The 22,695-nt window shown below is 72.0% G+C and carries 18 protein-coding genes; 5 read left to right on the forward strand and 13 right to left on the reverse strand.

What is annotated here, in order from left to right; translation table 11 throughout:
• Window positions 1-7 precede the first annotated feature (7 nt).
• Entirely contained in the window at window positions 8-1,078 is a 1,071-nt protein-coding gene (locus AC1DPN_RS17140) for an ABC transporter permease (RefSeq protein ID WP_477085979.1), read from the reverse strand.
• Complete coding sequence (locus AC1DPN_RS17145; protein ID WP_477085980.1) at window positions 1,075-2,559, reverse strand: sugar ABC transporter ATP-binding protein; 1,485 nt, start codon at window positions 2,557-2,559, stop codon at window positions 1,075-1,077. The genes AC1DPN_RS17140 and AC1DPN_RS17145 overlap by 4 nt, the downstream gene beginning before the upstream one ends.
• Window positions 2,560-2,713: 154 nt before the next feature.
• On the opposite strand from AC1DPN_RS17145, the gene AC1DPN_RS17150 reads away from it, so the two are divergent.
• Window positions 2,714-3,898 (forward strand): ROK family protein, encoded by a 1,185-nt coding sequence (locus tag AC1DPN_RS17150; RefSeq protein WP_477085981.1) that lies wholly within the window; start codon window positions 2,714-2,716, stop codon window positions 3,896-3,898.
• A gap of 63 nt (window positions 3,899-3,961) precedes the next feature.
• The gene (locus AC1DPN_RS17155) at window positions 3,962-4,633 is read left to right on the forward strand and encodes a ThuA domain-containing protein (RefSeq protein ID WP_477085982.1); all 672 of its coding nucleotides are present in this window, start codon (window positions 3,962-3,964) and stop codon (window positions 4,631-4,633) included.
• Window positions 4,634-4,730: 97 nt separating this feature from the next.
• On the opposite strand, the gene AC1DPN_RS17160 is transcribed toward AC1DPN_RS17155, so the two are convergent.
• From AC1DPN_RS17160 to AC1DPN_RS17195, 8 genes are all read right to left on the reverse strand, one after another.
• Window positions 4,731-6,707: an adenylyl cyclase gene (locus tag AC1DPN_RS17160; protein ID WP_477085983.1), complete on the reverse strand. Its 1,977-nt coding sequence runs from the start codon at window positions 6,705-6,707 to the stop codon at window positions 4,731-4,733.
• Window positions 6,708-6,854: 147 nt separating this feature from the next.
• Window positions 6,855-7,907: a LacI family DNA-binding transcriptional regulator gene (locus AC1DPN_RS17165; protein ID WP_477085984.1), complete on the reverse strand. Its 1,053-nt coding sequence runs from the start codon at window positions 7,905-7,907 to the stop codon at window positions 6,855-6,857.
• A gap of 143 nt (window positions 7,908-8,050) precedes the next feature.
• Complete coding sequence (locus AC1DPN_RS17170) at window positions 8,051-9,346, reverse strand: GNAT family N-acetyltransferase (RefSeq protein WP_477085985.1); 1,296 nt, start codon at window positions 9,344-9,346, stop codon at window positions 8,051-8,053.
• 34 nt (window positions 9,347-9,380) lie between these two features.
• On the reverse strand, window positions 9,381-11,579 hold the full coding sequence (ligA, locus tag AC1DPN_RS17175; RefSeq protein WP_477085986.1) for an NAD-dependent DNA ligase LigA: 2,199 nt from the start codon (window positions 11,577-11,579) through the stop codon (window positions 9,381-9,383).
• Between the two features lie 40 nt (window positions 11,580-11,619).
• Window positions 11,620-11,967 (reverse strand): hypothetical protein, encoded by a 348-nt coding sequence (locus tag AC1DPN_RS17180; RefSeq protein WP_477085987.1) that lies wholly within the window; start codon window positions 11,965-11,967, stop codon window positions 11,620-11,622.
• A 50-nt stretch (window positions 11,968-12,017) separates the two neighbouring features.
• Window positions 12,018-13,043, reverse strand: coding sequence for a uroporphyrinogen decarboxylase/cobalamine-independent methonine synthase family protein (locus tag AC1DPN_RS17185; protein WP_477085988.1), 1,026 nt, complete (start codon window positions 13,041-13,043; stop codon window positions 12,018-12,020).
• Window positions 13,040-14,140: a tRNA 2-thiouridine(34) synthase MnmA gene (gene mnmA, locus AC1DPN_RS17190; RefSeq protein ID WP_477085989.1), complete on the reverse strand. Its 1,101-nt coding sequence runs from the start codon at window positions 14,138-14,140 to the stop codon at window positions 13,040-13,042. The genes AC1DPN_RS17185 and mnmA overlap by 4 nt, the downstream gene beginning before the upstream one ends.
• Window positions 14,140-15,315, reverse strand: a complete 1,176-nt coding sequence (locus tag AC1DPN_RS17195) for a cysteine desulfurase family protein (protein WP_477085990.1) — start codon at window positions 15,313-15,315, stop codon at window positions 14,140-14,142. Before AC1DPN_RS17195 ends, mnmA begins: the two co-directional genes overlap by 1 nt.
• A 93-nt stretch (window positions 15,316-15,408) precedes the next feature.
• Here AC1DPN_RS17195 and AC1DPN_RS17200 point away from each other — a divergent pair, with 93 nt between their 5' ends.
• On the forward strand, window positions 15,409-16,401 hold the full coding sequence (locus AC1DPN_RS17200; RefSeq protein ID WP_477085991.1) for a phosphotransferase family protein: 993 nt from the start codon (window positions 15,409-15,411) through the stop codon (window positions 16,399-16,401).
• Window positions 16,402-16,414: 13 nt separating this feature from the next.
• On the opposite strand, the gene AC1DPN_RS17205 is transcribed toward AC1DPN_RS17200, so the two are convergent.
• The 3 genes from AC1DPN_RS17205 to AC1DPN_RS17215 form a co-directional block, all read right to left on the reverse strand.
• Complete coding sequence (locus AC1DPN_RS17205; protein WP_477085992.1) at window positions 16,415-16,843, reverse strand: PLDc N-terminal domain-containing protein; 429 nt, start codon at window positions 16,841-16,843, stop codon at window positions 16,415-16,417.
• A gap of 63 nt (window positions 16,844-16,906) precedes the next feature.
• A complete protein-coding gene (locus AC1DPN_RS17210) occupies window positions 16,907-17,899 on the reverse strand; it encodes an electron transfer flavoprotein subunit alpha/FixB family protein (RefSeq protein WP_477085993.1) in 993 nt (330 codons plus the stop codon).
• A 22-nt stretch (window positions 17,900-17,921) separates the two neighbouring features.
• A complete protein-coding gene (locus tag AC1DPN_RS17215; RefSeq protein ID WP_477085994.1) occupies window positions 17,922-18,716 on the reverse strand; it encodes an electron transfer flavoprotein subunit beta/FixA family protein in 795 nt (264 codons plus the stop codon).
• Window positions 18,717-18,819: 103 nt separating this feature from the next.
• Between AC1DPN_RS17215 and glgX the strand changes: the two genes are divergently transcribed.
• On the forward strand, window positions 18,820-21,006 hold the full coding sequence (gene glgX / locus AC1DPN_RS17220; protein WP_477085995.1) for a glycogen debranching protein GlgX: 2,187 nt from the start codon (window positions 18,820-18,822) through the stop codon (window positions 21,004-21,006).
• Window positions 21,007-21,044: 38 nt separating this feature from the next.
• Window positions 21,045-22,691: an FAD-binding dehydrogenase gene (locus tag AC1DPN_RS17225; protein ID WP_477085996.1), complete on the forward strand. Its 1,647-nt coding sequence runs from the start codon at window positions 21,045-21,047 to the stop codon at window positions 22,689-22,691.
• The last annotated feature ends 4 nt before the right edge of the window (window positions 22,692-22,695 follow it).

Below are 22,695 nucleotides of genomic sequence, written 5' to 3' on the forward strand. Positions count from 1 at the left end.
GGTGTCGTCAGGTTCTTGCGGGGGAGCGACCTGCGATGCGCTGCTGGAGCAGCACGGCGCCGACGATGATCACGCCCTTGGCCACGGCCTGCGCCGAGCTGGACAAGTTGTTCTGCGTGAACACGTTGGAGAGCGTGGTGAAGATCAGGACGCCTAGGACGGTGCCGACGATCGTGCCGCGGCCGCCGATCAGGAGCGTGCCGCCGACGACGACAGCGGCGATGACGTCGAGCTCGAGGAACAAGCCGTTCGTGGAGCTGCCGGCTGTGGTGCGGCCGAGCATCATCACGCCGCCGATGCCCGCCGTCAGGCCGGACAGCGCGTACAGGTACATCGTGTGGCGCTTGACCTTGATGCCCGCGAGACGGGCCGCCTCGGGGTTTCCGCCGACCGCGATGGTGCGCCGGCCGAACGTGGTGCGGTTGAGCAGGATCCACCCGGCCAGCGAGACGAGAGCGAAGATCCAGACGAGCGTCGGGATCCCGATCAGGTCGCCGCGGAAGAAGTCGAGGAACCCCTGGACCGAGACCACCTGGGTCTTGCGCTGGGCGATGATCTCGGCCAGGCCGCGGGCGGAGACCATCATGGCGAGGGTCGCGATGAACGCGACGACCTTGCCGTAGGCGATGAGCACCCCGTTGACCAGGCCCGCGGCGAGACCCACCGCGAGCGCGGTCACGACCATCACGCCCCAGTTGAGGTCCTGCGCCATCGTCTGGGTCGCCAGCGTGGACGCCCAGACGGACGCGAGCCCGATCACCGAGCCGACCGAGAGGTCGATCCCGGCGCCGATGATGACGAACGTCATCCCGATGCTCACCACCCCGGTCACCGAGGCGAGACGGAGGATGGTGAGCGCGTTGTCGATGCTCGCGAAACGCTCTCCGGCCGTCGCCACGCCGAAGATGCAGATGGCGAGGAGGGCGATCACCAGGCCGAGGTTCCGTCCGGCCGGGCCGTGCAGGATCCCCCTGCGGGGCGCTCTCGCGGGACCGTTGGCCTGGACAGGCTCGGCCACGGCGGCGTCGGTCATGGACTGGCCGGGTACGGCTGCTCCCGGGGTCGTCTGCTCACTCACGCGGCACTTCCTTCCATGACGAGGTCGAGCACGCGGTGCTCGTCGATGTTGGTCGCGGGCCCGTCGTGGACCACGCGACCCTCGGAGACCACGAGGATCCGGTCGGACAGCCCGATCACCTCGGCGATCTCGCTGGACACCACGACGACCGCGGCGCCGCCCTTCGCGAGCTCCGCGATGAGGGCGTAGATCTCGGACCGGGCGCCGACGTCGACGCCTCGGGTGGGCTCGTCCAGGAGCAGGACCCGGCAGCCGTGCACCAGCCAGCGCGCGAGGAGCACCTTCTGCTGGTTGCCGCCGGACAGCGTCCGTGCAGCGCGAGCGGGGTCGGACGGTCGGACGTCGAGCGCGTCGATCTGCTCCTTGGCGACGCGGCGCTCAGCGCCCTCGTCCAGGAACGACGCGGATGCGGTTCGCGCGAAGGTGGAGAGTGTGATGTTCCGGTAGACCGGTTCGTCGAGGATCAGGCCCTGGCTCTTGCGCTCCTCGGGGCACAGCCCGATGCCTGCCTTGACCGCCCCGCTCACGGAGCCGGCGCGCAGCGTCTCGTTCCCGACCGCCACCGTGCCCGCGGTCCGCTTGCGAGCGCCGAAGATCGTCTCGAGGATCTCCGTGCGGCCCGATCCGACGAGCCCGGCGAGGCCGACGACCTCGCCCGCGCGCACGTCGAACGAGACGTCGCTGAACGAGCCCGCCAGGCCCAGACCCTCGACGTGCAGGAGCGTCGCTGCGTCGTCGGAGACCCGCGGGCGCGGGGGGATCGCGTACTCGACGTTGCGGCCGGTCATCAACCGGATGAGGTCGGCCGTCGGGGTCTCGGCCACGGCGAGGCTCGTCGCGACCGTCCGGCCGTCCTTGAGCACCGTGATCCGGTCGCCGATCTGCCGGATCTCGTCGAGCCGGTGGGAGATGTAGACGATGGCGACGCCCGAGCTCGTGAGCTCGCGGACCACCCGGAACAGGTTCTCGACCTCTTCGGAGTCGAGCACCGCCGACGGCTCGTCCATCACGATGACGCGGGCGTCGTGCGACAGGGCCCGAGCCATGCTGACGATCTGCTTGCCGGCGGCGGACAGCTGGCCCACCTCACGGTGCGGCGAGATGTCGCCGTGGCCGAGTCGCTTGAGGATCGCCCGCGTGTGCGCCGTCGCCGCCCGCCGCTGAGAGAAGCCACCGACCGCGAGCTCGTGCCCGAGGTAGATGTTCTCCGCGACCGTCAGGCCGTCGACGACGTCGAGCTCTTGGTACATCGTCGCGATGCCGAGCTTCAGGCCCGCGACCGGGTGCGGGATGGTGACGGGCTTGCCGTCCACCAGGATCTCGCCCTCGTCGGGCTGGTGCGCGCCCGCCAGGACCTTGATGAGCGTGGACTTGCCCGCGCCGTTCTGACCGAGCAGGCAGTGCACCTCGCCGGCCCGGATCTCGAGGTCGACGCCGTCGAGCGCCCGGGCGCCGGGGAAGTGCTTGACGATGCCGCGCATCTGCAGCAGCACTGGTGTGTCTTGCGTGGGGTCTGCACTGACCATGTCGGAGAACGTAGGACCGACTTCTGTCGCCCGTCAAGCAAAAGTCGATAGATGTGTGTCAGAGTTATGCGAACGTGACCTACACAAGACGAAATGGTTCACTGTGCGCATGGACGAGCTCCTCAAGTTCGCCCCCAGGCCGACGGGCGCCGGGGAGATGTTCCAGCTGCTCCGCGACGGCCAGCCGCGCACCCGCTCTGACCTGGCAACTCTCACGGGCCAGGCCCGCTCCACGATCGCCGCGCGAGTCGAGCTGCTGCTCGCCTCAGGGTTCGTCGCACCTGCCGGAGAGGCCACCTCCACGGGCGGTCGGCCGCCCGCCACCTTTGCGTTCAACCCCGCCGCGCGAGTCGTCCTCGCTGTCGACCTCGGTGCCACGCACGCGCGCCTCGCGCTCACCGACCTGGTCGGCACGGTGCTCGCGGAGGTCGGTGAGCCCATCGCGATCGCGGAGGGTCCGGGCATCGTGCTCGACCGCGTCGTCGCGCTGGGCCTCGACCTGCTCGCGACCGCCGGGCGGCCGCTGACCGACCTCGTCAGCGTCGGCGTCGGGCTCCCCGGACCCGTCGAGCACTCCTCCGGGCGACCCATCAACCCGCCGATCATGCCCGGCTGGGACGACGCCGACGTGCCCGGGCACCTGTCCCGCCGGCTCGCGCACGTCCCCGTGCTCGTCGACAACGACGTCAACGTCATGGCCCTCGGCGAGCACACCTCGCAGTGGCCCACCGTCGACCACCTGCTCTTCGTCAAGGTGGCCACCGGGATCGGCGCCGGCATCATCTCCGACGCGCAGATCCGCCGCGGTGCGCAGGGTGCCGCGGGCGACCTCGGCCACATCGCCGTCCCCGGCGGCGCGGACCTGCCGTGCCGCTGCGGCAACTTCGGCTGCCTCGAGGCCGTGTCCAGCGGGCCGGCCATCGCCGACGCGCTGCGCGCGATCGGCGTCGACGCGCGGACGAGCGCCGACGTCGTCGCCCTCGTCCGCGCGGGCGACCCCGATGCCAGCCGCGAGGTCCGTGAGGCCGGCCGGCGCATCGGCGACGTGCTCGCTGCCTGCGTCAGCATGCTCAACCCGTCGGTCATCGTCATCGGCGGCATCGTCGCCGAGGCCGGCGAGCACCTCTTGGCCGGCATCCGCGAGGTCGTCTACCGTCGGTCACTGCCGCTCGCCACGCAGCACCTGCGCATCGTCGCGTCCCGGACCAAGGGCCGCGCCGGCGTGCTGGGGGCGTCGGCGATGGCTTCTGAGCACGTCTTGTCCGCGGCGGCCATCGACTCGCTCATCTCCTGAACAGCCGGCACGTCCCCCGTCTTCTCCGTGGCCACCGACGCCCTCATCCCCTAGGAGCACCCCGTGTCACAGCAACGCCGAGCGCTCGTCGTCCGTGGCGGGTGGGACGGGCACGCACCCGAGGAGGCGGTCGACCTCTTCGTGCCGTTCCTGCGCGAGCACGACTTCGACGTCGTCGTCGAAGGGTCCCTGGAGGTCTACGCGGACGCGTCCCTCATGGCGTCGACCGACCTCGTCGTGCAGTGCTGGACCATGGGCGAGATCCTCGCCGACGAGCTGCACGGCCTGCGCGACGCCATCGCCGCCGGGACCGGGTTCGCAGGCTGGCACGGCGGCGTCATCGACTCGTTCCGGATGGCCACCGACTACCTGCAGCTCGTCGGCGCCCAGTTCGCGGCGCATCCGGGTGGGATCGTCGACCACACCGTCAACGTCGTGCCCGGGCGTGCCGACGACCCGGTCGTCGAGGGCCTCTCGGACTTCAGCCTGCACTCCGAGCAGTACTGGCTGCTCGCCGACGACCTCAACGACGTGCTCGCGACCACGACCATCACGCCCGGTCCCGACGACAAGTGGCACGCGCCGGTCACCTCGCCCGCGGTCTGGAAGCGCCACTGGGGCGACGGCCGAGTCTTCGTCTGTGCGCCGGGGCACTTCCTGGCCGACCTCGAGCTGCCGCCCGTCCGCACGATCATCGAACGCGGTTTCCTGTGGGCGGCCCGTTCCGCCGGCTGACGCAGTCGGCGGTCGGCCCGCCGGGACACACGACGGCGCCGGTGCATCACTGGGATGCACCGGCGCCGTCGTGCTGCGGACTACCCGGCGTACGTCGTCACGGCGCCGGGTACTGCGTCACGAACTGCGGCGTGCCTGTGTTCGTGTTGTCGGCCTGGGTGCCCACACCGTCGATGACGTGGCGGATGGTGCCCTGGCTGAGGTTGACGGTCATCACGTGCTTCACCTGGACGCCGGGAGTCGTCGGCACCTCGAAGCCGTTCTCGGAGATGACCGACGGGTTGTTCTGGTTGAAGACGTAGGCGCCGCCACCGTAGAGGTGGTGAGTCGTGACGCTGTCCCCGACCTTGTAGGCGGCGTAGCCGAGCGTGCCGTCCGGCGTCGTCCAGTCCGCCTGCGTGCGCGGGTCGTACGGCAGCTCGTTCTGGTAGAAGATCGTGGTGCCGTTCTCGCCGTTCCAGACCGTGTTGTACTGCTGGAAGTGCTCGACGAACAGGCCGGTCGCCGTGACGTTGTCACCGTTGACGACGACGCCGTTGCGCGCCGTGTTCGTCACCCACCGGGTGTCGTCGTCGTTGAGCAGCGGAAGACCGTCGGCCGCGCGCTGAGCGTCGATCGCGGAACGCACGACGGTGTCCGTCGGGAACCCCTCGTCGCCGTGGTCGGCACGCCACACCCACGCGTGGTCGAGCAGGACGTTGTCGGAGTTGACCTCGAGCGCGACGTCCGTGCGGCCGATGTACGGGCCGCCGACGCGGAAGAACACGTCGCTGAGGGTCGTCGGGTTTGTGGCGTCGGCACGGTTGGAGTGCCCCTGCCCGTTCTTCTTGCCGACCCGGAGGAGGGCGGCCGAGTTGACCTCGCCCGCGTCGACCGTGATGCCGGCGACGATGACACCGGCCTCGTCGGCGATCTCGAGCGGCACTGCTCCGCCGATCGAGTGGAGGGTCGCGTAGCCCAGGCCCAGGACGACCGTGTCGGCGCGCTTGACCTTGATCGTCGTGGCGACGTCATAGACGCCCGGGGTCAGGATCAGGTTCTGCCCCTTGGCCAGGGCGCTGTTGATCTTCTGCACCGAGTCGCCCGGCTTCGCGACGAAGAAGTCCTTGATCGGCAGGGTGCGTCCCGGCGTCAGGCCGGCGCCCCAGGTGATGCCCTTGCTGTTCACCGCAGCGGAGGGGACCCGGACGTTGTACGTGCCCGCCGCGTCGACGAACAGGTACGGCTTCTCACGGCTGACCGGGGTCGTGTCCAGCACGGTGTAGGGGTTGGGGCTCGGGAAGGTCTCCGCGGGAGCGCCGACGACACCGGAGAAGACCGCGTTCCACACGGCGTTCGACCACGACGTGATCTCGCTGTTGCGGGTGTACCACTGCTGCTGGGAGCCGTTGACGACCGCGGCCGCGTTGCTCTTGGAGTCGGCCATGAACCCGCCGCTCGCGTACTGCGGGCCGTTGGAGCAGTAGTCCATGAACGACAGGCCGCCGTTGATGTTGACGCGGCGCAGCGGCGCAGCCTGCGAGACGGCCCAGAACTCGGTGTCGGTGCACCAGGAGGGACGCGGCGCGGCCTCGCCCAGCACGTCGGTCAGGCCGCCCTTGACGTTGATGGTCAGGTTGGACATCGACCGCCAGAAGTTGGTCAGTGCGATGCAGTTGCTCGTCTCGGCGTCCGCGAGGCAGCGGTTGTAGACGTTGATGGTGCCGTTGATGACGACGTCGGTCGGCGAGGCGCCGAGCCCGGCCACCTCCGTGTAGTAGCCGACCTGCACGTTCAAGGGCGCTTCGGGGGTCCCATAGGTGCCCGGGAGGAAGTAGATCGCGTCGCGACGCGGGCCGAACTCGTTGTTGAACTGAGCGGCAGTGATCGCGTCGAACTTGGCCTTGATGTCGGCGGTCGACATGCTCGGGTCGAAGATCGTGACGCTCGGGCCGAGGTCGGGAGAGCTCGATCCGGGCGTCGGTTGGGCGCCGGCGCCAGTGGCTCCTGCGATGCCGATGGACAGGGCGGTCAGGCCGATCAGCACCTGGCGGCCGATCCGTCGACGCACCCTGCTGGGGTGAGGGGTGGGCACGGACATCGTTGTCCTACCTTCTGTCGAGACGGCGAAAACGGGCATGGAAACGTTTACGTTCGGAATATAGGCGCCCAAGAGCCGCACGTCGACCGAACCACCATCATTCGGGCGCACGGATTCCGTCCGGGCCCCGCGGAACACCCGCTAGGGGCTGGTGGGGACCGGCCCCGACGACTCCCGGGCGACCAGGACCGCCGGCAGCAGTCGTGGCTGCGTGGACCCCTCGGTCGGGGTCTCGCCCGCGTGCCGTGCCGTGATCAGGTCCGTGAGCAGCTCGGCGGCGGCCTTGCCCATCGCGAGGAAGTCCTGCCTGATCGTGGACAGCGCCGGCCGGACGACCGCCGCGATCTCGACGTCGTCGTACCCGACGATCGAGACGTCGCGCGGAACGTGCAGCCCGGACTCGCTGACCGCGCGGCACGCGCCTACGGCCATGCTGTCGCCCGCGACGAAGACGGCGGTCGGTGCGACGTCGAGAGCAAGCAGCGCGGTCATCGCCTCGTGCCCTGTGTCCAGGAAGTAGTCGCCGTGCACGACATACCCGTCCGGCACCGCCAGCCCGAGCTCCGCCATCGTCTCTGTGTAGCCCGCCAGCCGCTCGATGGCGGGCAGCTGGTCGGCCGGGCCGGCGATGGTGGCGATGCGTCGGTGGCCCAGCGCCGCCAGGTGCCGCACCGCCAGGGCGGCCCCCGCCCTGTTGTCGGTGCTGACATAGCTCGCGCGGATGCCGCGGACCGGCAGGTCGAGCCCGATGACCGGCAGACCTGACGTGATGAGCGCGTCGACGGCGGGCAGATGCTCGTCGACCCCCATGAGCACGACGCCGTCGAGGCCGTGCTGTGCGGCCACGTGCTCGAACGCGTGCAGGTCCTCGGCGGCGGCCTTCGGGGACACCAGCATCAGGTGGTAGCCCGTGTCCGCGAGCGCAAGCTTCAACCCGACGAGCAGATCCTGGAGGAACAGTGTCCGTATGCCGGCGGACGCGTAGCCGGTGTCCCAGATGAGGCCGACGGTGTCGGACCGCCTACGGACGAGTGACCTCGCCTGCTGGTTGGGCAGGTAGCCGAGCTCGCGCGCGACCTGCGCGACGCGTGCGCGCGTGTCCGCGCTCACACCGGGACGGCCGTTGAGTGCACGGGACACGGTGGCGACCGAGACCCCGCTGCGGCGAGCGACCTCGCGGATGTCGACCGCCACGTTGAACGACTCCCCTCGGCTGCCACTTGTGCGTCACCGTAGCGGCCAGGCCAGGAAAACGACGACACCGGTCACGGTCTCCCGCCCCGACCGGGTTCGCGGCGCCGGGTGCCGACCAGCACGGGTCCCCCGTCCCCGGCCGCCTAGTGGCGCTCGCGGTAGGTGTACCGGTCCGCGGGCTGGAACCCCAGCCCCCAGTAGAGCGCAGCCGCGGCCGCGTTGTGCGCCTCGACCTGCAGGAACACCCGCCGTGCTCCGCGCTCACGCGCCTCGTGCAAGGCCGCGAGGGTCAGCGCACGGGCGAGACCACGACGACGTGCGGAGCCGTCGACGACCAGGCACGACAGCGCCACCCAGTCGTCTGCGAACGCCGCCCGCACGACGGCGACCGGCACCAGGTCGTGGGTCGACGTCATCGACAGGTAGAGCGCCGGGGCGCCGGTCAGGATGGCGTGTCCGGTGCTCCGATCCGCCGCGGCGTCCTTCACGCCGAGCCACAGAGCCAGCCACGCGTCATCCGGTTCGTCGCGGACCGCGATCTGCACGCCCGGCAGGTCGAGCCGATCCGGCAGGGCGGGCTCGTCGACCAGTGACCGGACCAGCACGTCCGTCTCGGAGGCCGTCGTGTACCCGCGGGCATCGAGCAGTGCTGAGATGTCCGAGCACGCCCGCTCCTCTGCGTCCGTCCCCGGCGCGTGCGGGCGCGGGGCGCGGACGACGCTCGGCAGGCCGGCGTCCGCGTAGACCTTCTCGACGCGGTCCAGCGCGAGCGCCGGGTCTGCGGGCACGTCGACCATCAGAGCACTGTTCGCGCGTCGCGTCAGCCCGTCCGAGATCCCGATGCGCCAGCCGTCCGCCTCGACGACGCGCAGCGGCGGCCACGTCCGCGACTCGAGGAGAGCCCCTGGCGCCTCGGGTGGTGTCCACGTCTGCACGCGCAGGTGGATGTACTCGTGCCCCCAGTCACGCTCCGGCACGACCACGAACCCGAGCCGCGCGTAGAGCCGGTGCGCCGTGACCATCGAGTCCAGCGTCGAGAGGACCACACGTCGCGCGCCGGACGCGACCGCGTGGCCGAGTGCCGCACGCATGAGAGCCTCGGCGATCCCCCTGCCGCGCGCCTGCGGAGCGACCGCCAGCATGCGCACCTCGAGCTCGCCTGGCTCCGCGACCTCGGCATAGCTCGTCCCGTACGGCGCGAGCGTCACCGTGCCGACGACGTCGTGACTGTCCGCCGCGTCCTCGTTCGGCACCGTCGCGACCAGGAGGATCGCCTCGCGGGCACGCCTCGACGCGTCCCGCAGCTGGGCCTCGTACTCGTCGTCCTCGTCGAGCAGCCGGTCCGCGAGGTACGCCTCCGCGGTCAGGGCGCCGGCACCGGGGATCTCCTCGGGCCGCGCCAGCCGGACCGTCGGCCCGGTCGCCCGCGCCACCTTCACGGTGCCACCCTCACATGCCACCCCTCGGGCCTGCTCACTCCGCCGCCGCCCCGTCAGCGGTGTCGCCCACGCCCGCCGGGCCGTGCGCGAGGAGCAGCTCGAAACCGGCCTCGTCGAGGATCCGCAGCCCGAGCTCGCGCGCCTTCGTCTCCTTGGACCCGGCGTTCTCGCCGACCACCACGTAGTCGGTCTTCTTGGAGACGCTGCCCGCCGACTTCCCGCCGCGAGCCAGGATCGCCTCCTTGGCGCCGTCCCGGCTGAACCGCTCCAGCCCACCGGTCACCACGACGGTCAGCCCCTCGAGCGTCCGTGGTGCCGACTCGTCGCGCTCCTCGGTCATCCGCACACCCGCGGCCGCCCACTTCTCGACGATCGCCGCGTGCCACTTGTCCTGCTCGCCGGGCTGCTCGAACCACGCCGCCACGGCGCCCGCGATGGTGGGCCCGACGCCCTCGGCTGCGGCGATCTCCTCCTCGGAGGCGAGCGCGATCGCGGGGATCGAGGCGAAGTGCTGGGCGAGAGCGCGGGCCGCCGTCGGCCCGACGTGCCGGATGGACAGCGCGACGATCACGCGCCAGAGCGCCGCCTCCTTGGCGTGCTCGAGGTTGCCGAGCAGGGCGGTGCCGGTCGCGTTGAGGTCTCCGGCGTCGCGCACGACACCACCGACCTTCGAGCTCGTCGACAGCGTGAACAACGGCACGCGGCGCAGAGCGTCGGCGTCGAGTGAGAACAGGTCACCCTCGTCGGTGACCACCCCGGCGTTCAGGAGTGCGCTGGCCGCCTCCCACCCCAGCGCCTCGATGTCGAACGCTCCCCGTGAGGCGACGTGGAACAACCGCTCGCGCAGCTGGGACGGGCAGGAGCGCTGGTTGGGGCAACGGATGTCGACGTCGCCCTCCTTCGCGGGCGCGAGCGTCGTCCCGCACGACGGGCACTGCGTCGGCATGACGAACTCGCGCTCGGTCCCGTCGCGGAGGTCGGTCACGGGCCCGACGACCTCGGGGATCACGTCGCCCGCCTTGCGCAGCACCACCGTGTCGCCGATCAGGACGCCCTTGCGCTTGACCTCGCTCGCGTTGTGGAGCGTCGCCATCGCCACGGTCGACCCCGAGACGAACACCGGTTCCATCACAGCGAACGGCGTGACCCGGCCCGTGCGTCCGACGTTGACCTGGATGTCGAGGAGCTTGGTGTTGACCTCTTCGGGCGGGAACTTGTAGGCGATCGCCCACCGGGGCGCCCGGCTGGTCGCGCCGAGCCGCCGCTGCAGCGCGATCTCGTCGACCTTCACGACGACGCCGTCGATCTCGTGCTCGACGTCGTGCCGGTGCTCCCCGGTGTGCGTGATCATCTCCCGCACGCCGTCCAGCCCCTCGACCACGCGCGAGTGCCCCGAGACCGGCACACCCCACGACGCCAGCAGGTCGTACACCTGCGACTGACGCTCGATGCCCAGCCCGCCGCCCGCGGGCCAGCGCAGCGCCCCGATCCCGTGGGCGTACATGCGCAGGTCGCGGGACGCCGTCACCCGGGGATCCTTCTGCCGCAGCGACCCCGCCGCCGCGTTGCGCGGGTTGGCGAACGGGCTCTTGCCGGCCTCGACCTGCGCGGCGTTGAGCTGCGCGAACGCCTCGACCGGAAGGAACACCTCGCCGCGGATCTCGATCAGGTCGGGGTGCGTCGTCGGGTCCCCGGCGAGCACGTCCGGGATCGTCGAGATCGTCCGCACGTTGAGCGTCACGTCCTCACCGGTGCGTCCGTCCCCACGGGTCGCGGCCCGGGTCAGGCGGCCCTTCTCGTACAGCAGCGCGATGGCCAGACCGTCGATCTTGAGCTCGCACAGGTAGTGCAGCTGCGCGTCCGCCTCCAGGTCACGGCGCACCCGCTCGGCCCAGGAGGCGATGTCCTCGTCGGAGAAGGCGTTGTCGAGCGACAGCATCCGCTCCACGTGGCTGACCGAGGCGAACTCCGTGGAGAACGTGCCGCCCACGCGCTGCGTCGGCGAGTCCGGCGTGCGGAGCCCGGGATGTGCGTCCTCCAGGGCCTGGAGCTCGCGCAGGCGCTCGTCGTACTCCTTGTCCGACGACACCGGTGCGTCGCGCAGGTAGTACGCGAACTGGTCCGCGTTGACCAGCTCCGCCAGCTCGCTCCAGCGGTGCCGGGCCTCGGCAGGAATCTCCCGGTCGGCTGACGCGCTCACGGGCGCAGGGGCGTCGTCGATCTCTTCGCTCACGAACCCATCATGGCCTGCGGCACCGACACCCGAGCGCAGCTCAGGTCGTGCGGCGGAACCGTGGCGCGAGCAGGATCCCGATGCACACGCCGCCGCCCACGAGCGCGAGCCCCCACCCCAGTCCGGACGTCACCGCCGAGGCCGACGCGACGACGACCGACGTCTTCGAACCGTCGACGTCGTAGGTGCAGATGCTCTGCGGCGGGAAGGCCGTGTACCGCACGTCTGCACCCGGCAGGTCCGCCGTGTACGCCTGCAGGCAGGGCATGTCCGACGTCTGCTGCATCTCGAGGGTCTTCGCGCCGACGCCGATGAAGGCGACCAGGAGCAGGACCAGGCCGACGATCGCGGCTCCGGACGCGACGAGCAGGACGAGAGAGCGGCGCATCAGGGCTCCACGGGCTTGAGGGGAGGTACGCGCGACGAGCGACCCGCGCATCAGGACTCGGCTCGTTCTGCGACGAGACGCGCGGCACGGACCAGCCCGGCCAGCACCGCGCGGGCGTCGTCGGGCGTCCCCCGGCCGGTCGCGTCGCCGGTGAGCAGGACGACGTCCCGCAACCCGGTCGCCGGCAGCCCGACCGACCGCCACGGGCGCATCAGCAGGTCGGCCTGACCCGCGACGTCGGGTCCGGCGCACTGCGACGACGCCTGCGGGGGCAGCTCGGGCCAGAACGCCAGGCCCCCCTCGACGAGCTCGGCGACGCGTTCCCACGACCGGTCGTCCAGGGAGGTGACCGCGAGCGCGAAGCCGTCGGCACGCGAGGCGCGGATCGCCCCGAGCGACGTCCACGCGGTGCCACCGTGCACCACGACCGACGTCGCGCCGGCGGAACGGCAGGAGTCGGCGACCGCCTCGACGTGCGACGCCGCGACCGGCCCGGGCACTGACCGCAGCGCCGAGTACCCCGAGAACGACGGCAGCACCCCGGCCATCACCTGCGCCAGGAGCGGCTCGTGCAGCAGCACGACGGGCTCGATCCCCGGCACGGCACGACGCAGGGCGGCCAGATGATCGGACAGCCCGGCACCGAGCGACGCCGCGAGCTCGCGCACGGCACCGGCGTCGGACAGCACGCGGTCACCCCGCGCGAGGTACAGCGACGCGGCGAGCGTCATCGGACCGAGCACCGGCACCACGAACCGGCCGACGTACCCGTGCGCCGCGACCGCGAGCGCGTCGAGGTCCTCCCGGACGAACGACTGCGCCCGCCCGAGGTCACCACCGTCGTGCGACGCGAGCTTCCATCCGTGCGGCCCCAGCTCGGTGGGCAGGTCGGCGAGCAGTGCGGCGGCCCGTCCGACGGGGTCGCTCCACGGCCCGCGGTCGGCGAGAGTCACGCCGAACGGCAGCCCCGCCACCTCCGACGGGGTGTCCAGCAGGTCGCCGACGACCACGCTCTGCGCCTCGAGCGCGTCGGTACCCGGCCACGGCCCGGAGCCGGTGACCGACGGCCGGCTCACCGCGCTGCGCCGACGGCGGCGCGGCTGGTGGCGGTCACGGTCGCCTGACCGAGGACGCGGGTGCCGTCGTACAGGACCGCGGACTGCCCGGGTGCGACGCCGCGCAGGGCGCCGTCGACGAACACCGAGACGGAGCCGTCCGGGAGCACAGAAGCTCGCGCGGGCACCGCGGCCCCGTGCGCCCGGACCTGCAACGAGCAGTCGAAGTCCCCCGTCACGGAGGCGAACCAGACGGCGCGGTCGGCCTGGACGACATCCACCGCAAGGTCGGCGGCCGAGCCGACGACGACCCGGTTGCTCACCGGCTCGACCGAGAGCACGTACCGCGGCTTCCCGTCGGCGGCGGGGTGCCCGATCGAGAGCCCGCGGCGCTGCCCGACGGTGTACGCGTACGCGCCGTCGTGCTCGCCCAGCACCGTGCCGGACTCGTCGACGATGTCCCCCGGCTGCGACCCCAGCCGCGAACGCAGGAAGCCCTGCGTGTCGCCGTCGGCCACGAAGCAGATGTCGTAGGAGTCGGGCTTCGCGGACACCGACAGCCCGCGCGCGGCTGCCTCGCGCCGCGTCTCCTCCTTGGAGGCGACGTCGCCGAGCGGGAACAGCGAGCGGGCCAGGCGGTCAGGCCCCATCACCGCGAGCACGTACGACTGGTCCTTGGCCGAGTCCACCGCGCGATGCAGCTCACGCGTTCCGTCGGGCAGGACGACGGCACGCGCGTAGTGCCCCGTCGCGACCGCGTCGAATCCGAGCGCCACGGCCTTGTCGAGCAGCGTGGCGAACTTGATGTGCTCGTTGCACCGGACGCACGGGTTCGGCGTGCGCCCCGCCTGGTACTCGGCGACGAAGTCCGCGACGACGGTGTCCTCGAACTTCTCGGACAGGTCCCAGACGTAGTACGGGATGCCGAGCACGTCGGCGGCCCGCCGGGCGTCTCCGGCGTCCTCGATCGAGCAGCAACCCCGTGAGCCGGTGCGGAACTGGTCGCGCGTGCGCGACAGGGCCATGTGCACGCCGACCACGTCGTGCCCGGCGTCGACCGCGCGCGCCGCCGCGACGGCGGAGTCGACTCCCCCGGACAGGGCTGCGAGGACGCGCATCAGGAGACCGTCGCCATCCCGGCGGCACGCGCGCGGTCGACGATGGCGGGCAGCACCTCGAGCAGCGCGTCGACGTCGGACGCGACCGACGAGTGGCCGAGGCTGAACCGCAGCGCACCACGCGCGTCGAGCTCGTCCACCCCCATGGCGAGCAGGACGTGGCTCGGGCGCGGCACGCCGGCCTGGCAGGCGGACCCGGTCGACGCCTCGACGCCTGCGGAGTCGAGCAGGTAGAGCAGCGAGTCCCCCTCGCAGCCGGCGAACGTGAAGTGCGCGTTCGCGGGGAGCCGCTCGGAGCGCGGGCCACGCAGAGTCGCACCGGGGACCGAGCCGAGGACGCCGTCGACGAGCGTGTCGCGCAGCGCCCCCACGCGCGAGGCGAAGGACGCCTGCCCGGCGACGGCGGCGACCACGGCCGTCGAGAAGGACGCCACGAGCGCCGCGTCCAGCGTCCCGGACCGCACCCCGCGCTCCTGCCCGCCACCGTGCAGCACCGGCGTCAGCTCGAGGCCACGCCGCGCGAGGAGCGCGCCTGCGCCGCCCGGTCCGCCGACCTTGTGCCCGGTGAGCGTCATCGCGTCGAGCCCGGACGCCCCGAAGTCGACGGGGACCTGCCCGACGGCCTGCACGGCGTCGGCATGCACGGGCACGCCGAACTGGTGCGCGAGCGCGACCACGTCGGCCAGCGGCTGCAGCGCGCCGACCTCGTTGTTGGCCCACATGACCGAGATCAGGGCCGCCTCGTCGGCGTGCGCGGCCAGCTCCTCGTGCAGGGCGTCGACGACGAGCACGCCGTCCGCGTCGACCGGCAGGAGCACCAGCTCCGCACCGGCGTGCTCGGCCATCCAGAAGGCCGGGTCGAGGACCGCGTGGTGCTCGACCGCCGAGACGAGGATCCGGCGTCGTCGCAGGTCGTGGGTTCGTCGGCCCCAGAACAGACCCTTGACGGCGAGGTTGTCCGCCTCGGTCCCGCCGCCGGTCCAGACGACCTCGCTGGGGCGTGCCCCCAGGGATGCGGCGAGCGACTCGCGCGACTCCTCGACGACGCGCCGCGCGGCCCGACCGGACGCGTGCAGCGACGACGGGTTGCCCGTGCGCGCGAGCTGCTCGGTGAGCACCCGCGTGGCCTCCGGGAGCATGGGCGTGGTCGCCGCATGGTCGAGATACACGCTCACGCGCCCAGTCTACGAACGGATCCGAGCCCACCTGTGCAGCCGGTAGGTGGGATGGCCCGTCAGCGTCCCGACTTCACCTGGCAGGATGTGCGCGTGAGTGCCGACGACGTCATCGCCCTGCCGCTTGCCTTCAGTGGCCAGCGTCTGGACTGGCGCGACCTCCCCCGGCACATCCGGACCCGGATCGCGGAGCTCGCGGGCTCCCAGGTCACCGCCGAGATCAGCGCCACCAGCGGCTTCAGCCCGGGCTTCGCGGCGGTCCTCGAGCTGGCCGACGGGCGGGGCGTCTTCGTCAAGGCGGTCTCCGGGGAGCAGAACCCCTTGTCTCCCGACCTCGCCCGCGCCGAGATCCGCGTCGCGCACAGCCTTCCCCCGCAGGTGCCCGCGCCGCCGCTGCTGTGGTCGTCCGACGACGACGACTGGGTGATCCTCGGGTTCGAGGTCGTGCACGGCCGCTCCCCCGAGCTGCCCTGGAAGCCCGCAGACCTGGAGGCCGTCGCCGACGCGCTGGGAGCGCTCGCAGACGCGGAGCCGTTGCCCGGGCACCACCTGCCCCGCACCGACGACCAGCTCGCCGAGGACTTCACCGGGTGGCGCAAGCTCACCGCGCTCGACGACGTCGTCCAGGAGGGCTACGCCGAGGTGGGTGGCGAGCTCGGCCGGTGGGCGCTCGACAACCGCGAGCAGCTCGTCCTCTGGGAGCAGGAGTCGCTGCGCGTGTGCTCGGGCGACGCGCTCGTGCACGGAGACCTGCGCGCTGACAACGTCCTGATCGACCCCGACCAGAACCACCGCGTCTGGCTGATCGACTGGCCGCACGCCAGCGTGGGCGCGCCCTGGCTCGACCTCGCCTTCATGCTCCCGAGCGTCGCGCTGCAGGGAGGTGGCGACGCGGCCAAGAACTTCCGCAGCCACGCGGTCTCCGACGGGGTGCACGACGACGAGCTGCGCGCGGCTCTCGCCGGCCTCGCCGGGTACTTCGCGTGGGGCTCGCGCCAGCCCGCGCCGCTGGGCATCCCGAACCTGCGTCGCTTCCAGGCCGCCCAGGCGGTCGCGACGCTGCGCTGGCTGCGCGACCTGTCCTGACCGCTCGAGCGGGCTAGCGGTCCTCGTCGTCCTTGGGGAGCTTCGACTCACGCTCACGCAGCTGCTGCTCCCAGTCGCGCAGCATCTTCTCGTGGTCGTCGTCGGACCGCTTCACGCTCGCGATGAACTCCGGGTCGTCGTCCGGCGAGCCGTAGCGCGGCCGCTCGTACTCGGGGTACCCGGCGGTCCGGGTCGACGGCCACGGCACCTGGCGCCCACGTGACGAGTGCTCGGGCCGTCCCGCGACGAGCCAGGCGATCGACCCGATGATCGGCAGGATGATGATGACGAACACCCACGCGATCTTGGGCAGGTTCCGGATCCGCGACTCGTCCGTCTGGATGCAGTCGATCAGGCAGTAGACCAGCAGCGCGATCTCGATGACATACGGCAGAACGCGCAGCACGGTGCCCCCCTGGTCAGGCTCCGACGCGACGATCACGCGGAACTGAGCCGCACCGTAGCGGAGGGATGCGTGCGCCGTCAGCCGGTTCCCCGGATCGGCTCAACCCTTCAGGCGACGGATCTCCGCGACGGCCTGCGGCAGGACCGTGAACAGGTCGCCGACGACGCCGAAGTCCGCGATCTCGAAGATCGGGGCGTCGGGGTCGGAGTTGACCGCGACGATCGTGCCGGAGGCCTGCATGCCGCCGCGGTGGTGCACCGCACCGGAGACACCGATGCCGACGTAGAGCTTGGGCGCGATGGTGACGCCGGTCTGGCCGATCTGCGCGTCGTGCCCGATCCAGCCCTCGTCGGTGGCCACGCGCGTCGCGCCGACAGCGCCGCCGATCACGTCGGCGAGCTCCTCGACGAGCGAGAAGTCGCCCTCGGTGCCGCGTCCCCCGGCCACGACGATGCTCGCGCTGCCCAGGTCGGGGCGGCCGCTCTCGGGGCGCACGGTCCGCTCGACCAGCACGACCCGGCGCGCCTTGTCGCTCACGGTCACCGCGTGCTCCGTGACGACCGGCGCACCGCCGTCGACGGTCGAGACCACGACGCTGTTGGGCTTGACGGTGACGACCGCGAGCGGCGCCGTGATCGCGCACGACGTGGTCCAGGTGCCGGCGAAGACGGTCTTGGCCGCGACGAACCGGCCGTCGACCAGGGACAACGTGTCGGCGTCCGTGACGACGCCGGCTCCGGTCGCGATCGCGAGGCGGGCAGCCGCCTCCGAGTTCTCGAACGACGCCTCGAGCAGCAGCAGACCGGCGCCCGTGGAGTCGAGCAGCGAGGCGAGCGCCTCGGCGAGCACGGCGGACAGGTGCAGGTCGGCGTCCGCGGCCAGCCGGTGCACGTGGGTGGCACCGAGCGACGCCACCTCGGCGACGACCTCGGCCGACGGCTCGACTCCGTCCAGCGCCCAGGCCGCGTGCACGGCCTCGCCGCCCGCCAGCTCGCGGGCCAGCGTCAGCAGCTCACGGACCGGAGAGCGCAGGGCGCCGGACTCGGTGTGGTCGAGGAGGACGAGCACGGGCGGGTGTGCGGCGACGGTCACAGCAGGGTCCTGTTCTGGAAGGTCAGACGAGCTGGTTGTCGACGAGGTACGCGGCGAGCCGGACGCCGGCGTCACCGGTGTCGTTGATCAGCACGCGGTTCTCGCGCGGCGGTCGGGCGGCGGCGTCGAGCACCTCTGTGCGGGCCCCGAGCGAGCCGACGCTCGAGGCGTCCACGTCGAGGTCCGCCAGCGTCAGGGTCGTGATCGGGATCTTGCGGGCGGCCATGATGCCCTTGAAGCCGGGGTAGCGCGGCTCGTTGGCCTGGTCGGTGACCGAGACGAGGGCGGGCAGGGAGGCCTCGAGCACCTCCGAGGCGTGGTCCAGGTTCCGCCGGACGCGCACCGTGCGGGCGTCGACGTCGACCGTGAGCTCGGCGGCCAGCGGCAGCGCCGGAAGGTCGAGCAGCTCGGCGATCGCGGTCGGCAGCAGCGAGGTGAGCGCGTCGAGGCCGGCCATGCCCGTGAGGACGAGGTCCACCGGCTCCTGCGCGTCCAGGTGCTTGATCGCGGCGGCCAGCACACGGGCCGTGCCGACGGCGTCGGACCCCCCGATGGCGTCGTCGACGACGTGCACGGCCTCCTGGGCACCGAGCTGCAGCCCACGGCGCACGGCGTCGGCCGCGTCGTCGGGACCGACGGTCAGGGCGACGACGGAACCGTCGTTCGCCTCGACGAGCGCGATGGCCGCCTCGAGGGCGTTCTCGTCGAGCTCGTTGATGGTTCCGTCACCCCCGTCCCGCACCACGCGGTTGTCGGGGCCCAGTGCCCGCTCCGACTGGATGTCCGGGACATGCTTCACGCACACGACGATCCTCACCCGCGGAAGGTTACCTGCCGCGGCGGGTGCACAAGGCGCCTGTGTCGCCTGCCGGAAACATGCCGGTCGCACAAGTACGCGCAGGTTCCCCCACAATGTCGAGGTGACCTCGCCTTCCCCACGCCGTCGCCCCCCGCACCTCGGCGTGCACGTGACCGACCAAGGCGTGGACGTCGCCGTGTACGCCGCGCACGCGACCGCGGTCGATCTGTGCTTGTTCGACGGGACCAAGGAACGTCGCGTCCGTCTCGAGGGGCCGGTGCACGGAGTGTTCAGCGCGAGCGTCCCGGGCGTAGTCGCGGGCCAGCGCTACGGGTTCCGCGCTCACGGTCCGTGGGAGCCCGCCGCGGGGCATCGCTACAACCCCGCCAAGCTGCTGGTCGACCCGTACGCCCGCGGCCTCGTGGGCGAGCTCGGCTACGGCCCGGAGACCTACGGGCACGTCGTCGACGAGCGACTGGTGGGCAACCCCTACGGCGATGCGAGCGAGATCGACTCGGCCGGCTTCGTCCCGCTGTCCGTCGTCGTCGATCCCCGCGAGCTGACCAGCCCTGACCCGACGAGCAACCGTCCGTGGGTGCCGTGGTCGCGGACCGTGATCTACGAGGCCCACGTCCGCGGTCTGACGTTGCTCTCGGACCGCATGCCCGAGGAGCTCCGGGGCACCTACGCCGGGCTGGCGCACCCGTCGGTGGTCGACCACCTGCTCGGTCTCGGCGTGACGGCGATCGAGCTGCTGCCCATCCACGCGTTCGCCTCGGAGCCGCACCTCATCGAGAAGGGCCTGAGCAACTACTGGGGCTACAGCACGCTCGGCTTCTTCGCCCCGCACGCGGACTACGCCACGGCCGCGGCGCGTGCCGCCGGTCCCGCCGCCGTGCTCGACGAGCTGCGCACCGCGGTGCACGCGCTGCACGAGGCGGGGCTGGAGGTGCTGCTCGACGTGGTCTACAACCACACGTGCGAGGGCGGCCTGCCCGGCCAGCACGTCTCGTGGCGCGGCCTCGACAGCTCGGCGTACTACGCGCACCTCGGCGGAGCGCCCGCCGCGCTCGACGACGTGACCGGCACCGGCAACACCTTGGACTTCCGCCGCCCCGAGGTGGTCCGGATGACCATGGACTCGCTGCGGTACTGGGCGGACGTCGTGGGCGTCGACGGCTTCCGGTTCGACCTGGCCGTCACGCTGGGTCGCGACGGAGGCGGCTACTCCCCCGACCACCCCGCGCTGGTCGCCATGTCGACCGACCCCACCCTGCACGGGCTCAAGCTGATCGCCGAGCCCTGGGACGTGGGCCCCGGCGGCTGGCGCACGGGTCAGTTCCCCGAGCCGTTCGGCGAGTGGAACGACCGGTTCCGCAACGCGGTCCGCTCGTTCTGGCTCGCCGACCCTGCTCGCGCCGCGCACGGCCTGCCCGGTCACCGTGTGCGCGACCTGGCGACGCGCCTGTCCGGGTCGGTCGACCTGTTCGGGCACAGCGACCCGCCGTTGTCCCGCGGGCCGGTCGCGTCCGTCAACTACGTGACGGCGCACGACGGCTTCACCATGGCCGACCTGGTGGCGTACGACCACAAGCACAACGCGGGCAACGGCGAGCACAACCGGGACGGGTCCGACGACAACCGGTCGTGGAACCACGGCATCGAGGGGCCGGTCGGCTGGGAGTCCCCCGCGGCCGACATCGTGCCGCTGCGCCGCCGGTCGATCCGCAACCTGTTCGCCACGCTCGTGCTCGCCGCGGGGGTCCCCATGATCACGGCCGGCGACGAGATGGGCCGGTCGCAGCAGGGCAACAACAACGCCTACTGCCAGGACTCCGAGATCTCCTGGATGCGCTGGGACCTGTTGCCATGGCGCAAGGACATGCTCGCCACGGCCCGTTGGCTGCTCCTGCTCCGTCGCGAGCACCCCGCGCTGCGCGCCGAGGAGTTCTTCTCCGGCCGGTCGGACGCGGCGGACACGAGACCGGACCTGGCCTGGTACGACGCGCTCGGCATCCCGTTCGACCACGCCCGCTGGCACGACCCGTCGGTGCGCACGCTCCAGATGGTCCGCAGCACGAAGGGGCCGGACGCGGACACCGTCCTGCTGGTGATCAACGGGTCGCTCGACGCGATGCACCTCGTCCTTGCCGACGACCACGGCGGTCGGTGGCGCCTCGCGTGGGACTCGGTCTGGGAGCACCCGAACGAGGAGGCCGCTGCGGCCATCGAAGGCGGGCTGCACGCCGAACCGGGCGAGGCGACCGTGATCGAGCCCATGAGCATGCGGGTGTACGTGCTCGGCTAACTTCCTGGACATCCGTCCAGACGCGTACCGTGACGCCCATGACCAACACCGTCGTTGTCGTCGGCGCGGGCCTCGCCGGGCTCGTCGCCACCGCCGAGCTCGTTGCCGCCGGCCGGCACGTCACGCTGCTCGACGCCGAGAACTCAGCCTCGCTGGGCGGGCAGGCGTTCTGGTCGTTCGGCGGGCTGTTCCTGGTGGACTCCCCCGAGCAGCGTCGCCTGGGAGTCAAGGACTCGGCCGAGCTCGCCCTGGCCGACTGGTTCGGGTCGGCGCAGTTCGGCGACCACGACCGCTGGGGCCGCGCGTGGGCCGAGGGGTTCGTGTCGTTCGCCGCGGGGGACATGCGCTCGTGGCTCGCCGACCAAGGCGTGCGCTGGTTCCCCCTCGTGCAGTGGGCCGAGCGCGGTGGGTACGAGGCAGGCGGGCACGGCAACTCCGTCCCGCGCTTCCACGTCACGTGGGGCACGGGCCCGGGGATCCTCGAGCCGTTCGTCCGCGCGCTGCTCGACGCTCGACGCGCGGGGCTGGTGGACGTGCGGTTCCGGCACCGTGTCACGGGTCTGGTCACGACCGACGGCGTCGTCACGGGTGTGCGCGGTGACGTGCTCGCGTCCGACGGCGTCGACCGCGCGGTGCCGAGCACCCGCACCGTGGTCCGCCCGTTCGAGCTCGACGCGACCGACGTCGTCATCGCGACCGGCGGCATCGGCGCGAACCACGATCTCGTGCGCGCCAGGTGGCTGCCGTCCGCGGGCGCCCTGCCGGCCAGGATGCTGTCGGGCGTGCCCGACCACGTGGACGGCTCGGGCATCGAGGCGGCCCGCGACTCGGGCGCCGCCGTCGTGCACGAGGACCGCATGTGGCACTACCCCGAGGGCATCACCAACCACTCGCCCGTGTGGCGCAGGCACGGCATCCGCATCCTCGCCGGACCCAGCTCGCTGTGGCTCGACGCGGACGGCAACCGGCTCCCCGCGCCGCTCTTCCCCGGGTTCGACTCGCTCGGCGCGCTGCAGCACCTCACCGCGCGCGGCGACGACCACTCGTGGTTCGTGCTCGACAAGACGATCCTCGGCGCCGAGTTCGCCCTGTCCGGGTCCGAGCAGAACCCCGATCTGACCGGCAAGGACCTGCGCCTGCTGCTCGACCGGGTCAAGCCGGGTGCCGTCGGACCGGTCGAGACGTTCGCCGAGAAGTCCGACGAGTTCCTCTGGGCGGACAGCCCGACGGAGCTGGCCGCGAAGATGAACGCGCTGTCCGGCACCGACCGGATCGACGCTGCGGCGCTCCAGCAGCTCATCGAGGCTCGCGACCAGCAGGTCACCACGGGTCTGGGCAAGGACCCGCAGGTCGTCGCGACCGCGATGGCCCGTCGCTTCGTCGTCGACCGCCTGATCCGCGTGGCGAAGCCGCACCGCCTGCTCGACCCGGCGCACGGCCCCCTGCTCGCGGTCCGCCTGTCGGTCCTCACGCGCAAGACGCTCGGTGGCCTCCACACCGACCTCGAGGGTCGTGTCCTGCGTCCGGACGGCGACGTGCTGCCCGGCCTGTGGGCCGTCGGGGAGGCCGCGGGCTTCGGCGGTGGCGGCGTGCACGGTCATCGCGCCCTCGAAGGCACGTTCCTGGGGGGCTGCCTGTTCACGGGGCGCACCACGGGGCGTGCGCTGGCGGCGCAGCTGCGCTGAGACG

This window comes from Cellulomonas sp. P4_H4, assembly GCF_056400865.1.